At 72.4% G+C, this 4038-nt stretch carries 6 protein-coding genes; 5 read left to right on the forward strand and 1 reads right to left on the reverse strand.

The window, feature by feature from the left end:
• Nucleotides 1-131: 131 nt before the first annotated feature.
• Both AC2W7G_RS10600 and AC2W7G_RS10605 read left to right on the forward strand, forming a co-directional pair.
• Nucleotides 132-395 carry a DUF2516 family protein gene (locus AC2W7G_RS10600; RefSeq protein WP_485868398.1) on the forward strand — a complete coding sequence of 88 codons (264 nt, stop codon included), beginning with the start codon at nucleotides 132-134 and terminating at the stop codon, nucleotides 393-395.
• Nucleotides 396-518: 123 nt separating this feature from the next.
• The gene (locus AC2W7G_RS10605) at nucleotides 519-2363 is read left to right on the forward strand and encodes a BCCT family transporter (RefSeq protein WP_485868399.1); all 1845 of its coding nucleotides are present in this window, start codon (nucleotides 519-521) and stop codon (nucleotides 2361-2363) included.
• 54 nt (nucleotides 2364-2417) lie between these two features.
• Here AC2W7G_RS10605 and AC2W7G_RS10610 read toward each other — a convergent pair whose 3' ends face one another.
• Nucleotides 2418-2711 (reverse strand): hypothetical protein, encoded by a 294-nt coding sequence (locus AC2W7G_RS10610; RefSeq protein ID WP_485868400.1) that lies wholly within the window; start codon nucleotides 2709-2711, stop codon nucleotides 2418-2420.
• 63 nt (nucleotides 2712-2774) lie between these two features.
• Between AC2W7G_RS10610 and AC2W7G_RS10615 the strand changes: the two genes are divergently transcribed.
• The 3 genes from AC2W7G_RS10615 to AC2W7G_RS10625 all read left to right on the forward strand — a co-directional run.
• Complete coding sequence (locus tag AC2W7G_RS10615) at nucleotides 2775-3404, forward strand: alpha-ketoglutarate-dependent dioxygenase AlkB (RefSeq protein ID WP_485868401.1); 630 nt, start codon at nucleotides 2775-2777, stop codon at nucleotides 3402-3404.
• 40 nt (nucleotides 3405-3444) lie between these two features.
• Nucleotides 3445-3717 (forward strand): hypothetical protein, encoded by a 273-nt coding sequence (locus AC2W7G_RS10620; protein WP_485868402.1) that lies wholly within the window; start codon nucleotides 3445-3447, stop codon nucleotides 3715-3717.
• Between the two features lie 28 nt (nucleotides 3718-3745).
• A partial coding sequence (locus tag AC2W7G_RS10625; RefSeq protein ID WP_485868403.1) for an ADP-ribosylglycohydrolase family protein occupies nucleotides 3746-4038 on the forward strand: 293 nt, incomplete at its 3' end.

The following is a 4038-nucleotide window of genomic DNA, read 5'->3' on the forward strand; positions in this document are numbered from 1 at the left end:
CACCCCGTCGCAGAACGCGCCGGCCGCCGCAGCCCGACGCCCAGGAGTGACCGACGAGGACGACGCTGCTGCGGGGGCCCCGTGTCGCCGCAGCGGCGCCGTCCCCGGCGGCCGGTCGGTAGGGTGACGACGTGACTTTCTTCGAGGTGCAGAGCGGCATCGCGCTGCTGCTGACGCTCGTCCTGCTCGCGGTCAAGGCGTTCGCGCTCGTGGACTGCGTGGCCCGCAAGGACGCGGACTTCTCCTACTCCATGCCCAAGCGCAACTGGCTGATCATCCTGGTGCTCGCGCTCGTCGCCCACCTGCTGATCTGGGAGCCGCTGTCGCTGCTCAACCTGCTCGGCACGGTCGCGGCGTTCGTGTACCTGGCCCAGCTGCGCGGCAGCCGCGTCTGACGCCGCCGCTCCTCGTTCGATTCGCGCATCGCGCCGGGTTGACGTAACGAAGTCAGACGGCTCGTGCCGTCTGCCCCGTCATGTCGGCACGTGTGACGTGCAATCGACCACGAGGAGACGTACATGGCCATCGCGCGCCCGACCACCGACGCACCAACGGGAGGAGGGTGGCGAGACCGGGTCGACCCCGTCGTCTTCGCGGTCACCGGACTGTTCGCCATCGCCTTCGTGGTCTGGGGGCTCGTCAGCAGCTCCGGGCTCTCGTCCACCGCGTCGAGCCTGCAGGGCAAGGTCATCGAGGGTGCCGGCTGGTTCTACGTCCTGACCGCCTCGTTCCTGGTGGTCTTCGTCATCTGGCTGGCGGCCAGCAAGTACGGCCAGGTGCCGCTGGGCCGTGACGGCGAGCAGCCCGAGTTCCGCACGCTGAGCTGGATCGCCATGATGTTCAGCGCCGGCATGGGCATCGGCCTGATGTTCTTCGGCGCCGCCGAGCCGCTCACCCACTTCGTGTCGCCGCCGCCGGGCACGACCGAGGCCGAGTCGGCCGAGGCGCTGCGCACGGCGATGGCGACCACGATGTTCCACTGGGGCCTGCACCCGTGGGCGATGTACGCCCTCGTCGGCCTGGTCATCGCCTACGGCACGTACCGCGCCGGACGCTCGCAGCGCCTGTCGGCCGCGTTCTGGCCGCTCATGGGCCGCAGGTCCGAGGGCTGGTTCGGTCGCGTCGTCGACGTCCTGGCCATCTTCGCCACCCTGTTCGGCTCGGCCGCGTCGCTCGGCCTGGGTGCCCTGCAGATCGCCGGCGGCATGGAGTTCGAGGGCTGGGTCGGCTCGGTCGGCACGCCCGTGCTCGTCGGCATCATCGCCGTCCTGACCGTCGCCTTCGTCGCGTCCGCCGTGTCGGGCGTGGAGAAGGGCATCCAGTGGCTGTCCAACACCAACATGGTCCTGGCCCTGCTGCTGGCCGTCTTCGTCTTCGTCGTCGGTCCGACGCTGCTGATCCTCAACCTGCTGCCGACCACGCTGGGCGAGTACGCCGGGCAGATGACCGAGATGGCCTCGCGCACCGGGGCCAGCGGCGGCGACATGGACGCCTGGCTGGGCAGCTGGACGATCTTCTACTGGGCCTGGTGGATGTCCTGGACGCCGTTCGTCGGCATGTTCATCGCCCGCATCAGCCGCGGCCGCACCATCCGCCAGTTCGTCACCGGCGTGCTGCTCGTCCCGACGCTGGTCAGCCTCGTCTGGTTCGCGATCTTCGGCGGCGCCGCGATCGACGGGCAGCGCACCACCGGCGGCCTCGTCGGCGAGGAGGGCTCGGTCGACTCCAACACCAGCCTGTTCGCGCTGCTCGAGCAGTACCCGGCGGCGTCCGTCACCGCCGTGCTGGTCATGGCCCTGGTGGCCATCTTCTTCGTCTCCGGCGCGGACGCCGCCTCGCTCGTCATGGGCACGCTCAGCGAGCGCGGCAGCGAGACCCCGTCGAAGGTCACCGTGGTGTTCTGGGGCGTCCTGACCGGCGCGGTGGCGGCGATCATGCTGGTCGCCGGCAACGGCGAGGCGGACGCGCTCAACGGCCTGCAGGCGATCACCATCGTCGCGTCGCTGCCGTTCACGTTCGTGGTCGTAGCGCTGTGCCTGGCCATCTGGAAGGACCTGCGGCACGACCCGATCATCGTCCACCAGCAGCTGGCCCGTGCCGCCGTCGTCGACGCCGTCGCGACCGGCGTCGAGGACCACGACGGCGAGTTCGCCCTCGTCGTCGAGCCGGCCGACTCGGTGCCCGGCGACCACAGCGCCGCGCTCGACGAGATCACCGTCGTGCCGCCGCTGGAGGAGGACGGCGAGGTCTCCGAGCCCACGCCGGTCGGCGAGGCCGACGACGCGAAGGGCGCCGACGGCGCTCCGACGCCCACCCGGTCCGCTAGCGCGACACCGCGCCCGGAGCCGCACGCCGCTCGCTGAGCCCGTCGACGGGGATCCCCTCGACCGGCTCGGGGAGCGGTCGTGCGTCCGGCGTCAGTCGCGCGCGGGCAGGGGGCCCATGCGGGCCGGGCGCAGCCAGCGCGTGGCGATCATCCGCATCGTGGCGATCTCGGTGTCCGTGTCGTCGTCCGGGTGCGTCTCGGTGAGTCGGCGGCACGCGTCGGCCAGCGCGACGAGCCAGCGGGCCGTCGCCTCGGGCCGCAGCTCGCGGTCGACGACGTGCGCCTCCTGCGCCGCCCGCACGTGCGCGGTCAGCGCCGGCACGTCCTCGCTCCCGCCGCCCAGCAGCCGGTCGACCTCCGCCCAGATGGCGTCCCACGCGTCCATGGGGGACATCGTGCCGCACTGCGGGGGCTGGAACATGTGTTCGAACCGGCGTACGCTGCCGGCATGGACGCGTTCTTCCAGGGCTCCCTGCTCGACACCGCCTCCGAGCCGTCGCTCGGCGAGCTCGGCGGCACGGTCGAGCGCACCGAGCTCAGCCGCGGTGCGTGGGTCGACGTGCGGCGCGACTGGGTCGCCGGGGCCGACGAGCTGTACCTGCACCTGCAGCAGCACGTCCCGTGGCGGGCGGAGCGGCGCGAGATGTACGACCGGGTGGTCGACGTGCCGCGGCTGCTGTGCTTCTACGGCGAGCGCGAGGCGTGGCCGCACCCGGTCATCGGCGAGGCGCGCGAGGCGCTGACCCGGCACTACCTGCCCGAGCTCGGCGAGCCGTTCGCCACCGCCGGGCTCTGCTACTACCGCGACGGGCGCGACAGCGTCGCCTGGCACGGCGACCGCATCGGACGGGGCCGCAGCGCCGACACGATGGTCGCCATCATGTCGCTCGGTGAGCACCGGCGGCTGAGCCTGCGACCGGTCGGCGGCGGCGAGCAGATCGGCTTCACGCTCGGCCACGGCGACCTCGTCGTCATGGGCGGCAGCTGCCAGCGCACCTGGGAGCACGCCGTGCTCAAGACAGCCAAGCCGGTCGGCGGACGCATCAGCGTCCAGCTGCGTCCGCGCGGGGTGCTGTGAACCGCTGACGCCGCGGCGCCGTCTTGGGAGGATGCTCTCCGTGGCCGACCGACCGTTGCCCCGCTGGGGCGCCCGTGCGCGGAGGGTCTACCGCGTCCTGGGTCCGGTCTTCGTGGGATGCATCGTGGCGTCCTGGGTGCTGCGCTGGACCGGGGTGTTCGACGTTGGTGCCTGGATCGAGGCCGCGGCGGAACGCGAGGACCCGGCCTTCTTGGTGGTGCTCGCCGCTTGGGCGTTCGTCTTCCTCGGCACGATCGTGAGCGGCGTGCTCCACGGCGTGGCAGAGCTACGGGCGAGTCGGCGCCCGACCTGACCCTGCGGCGCCCTGGCACGATGTGACCGTGACGACGTACGACCGGGCGCTCGGCGCCCTGACCGGGCTGGCGCTGGGCGACGCGCTGGGCATGCCGACCCAGTCGATGAGCCGCACGCAGATCCTCGCTGACCACGGCCCGATCACCGGGCTGGTGGCCGCCGGACCGCACCAGCGCATCGCCGCGGGCATGCCCGCCGGGAGCATCACCGACGACACCGAGCAGGCCCTCCTGCTCGCACAGCTGCTGGTCGACGGCGGCGGTGCCGTCGCGGCGGACGGACCTCGCCGCCGAGCTGCGCGGCCTGTGGAGCGTCGACT

This window comes from Aeromicrobium sp. PFPM2_SD2 (genome assembly GCF_057364525.1).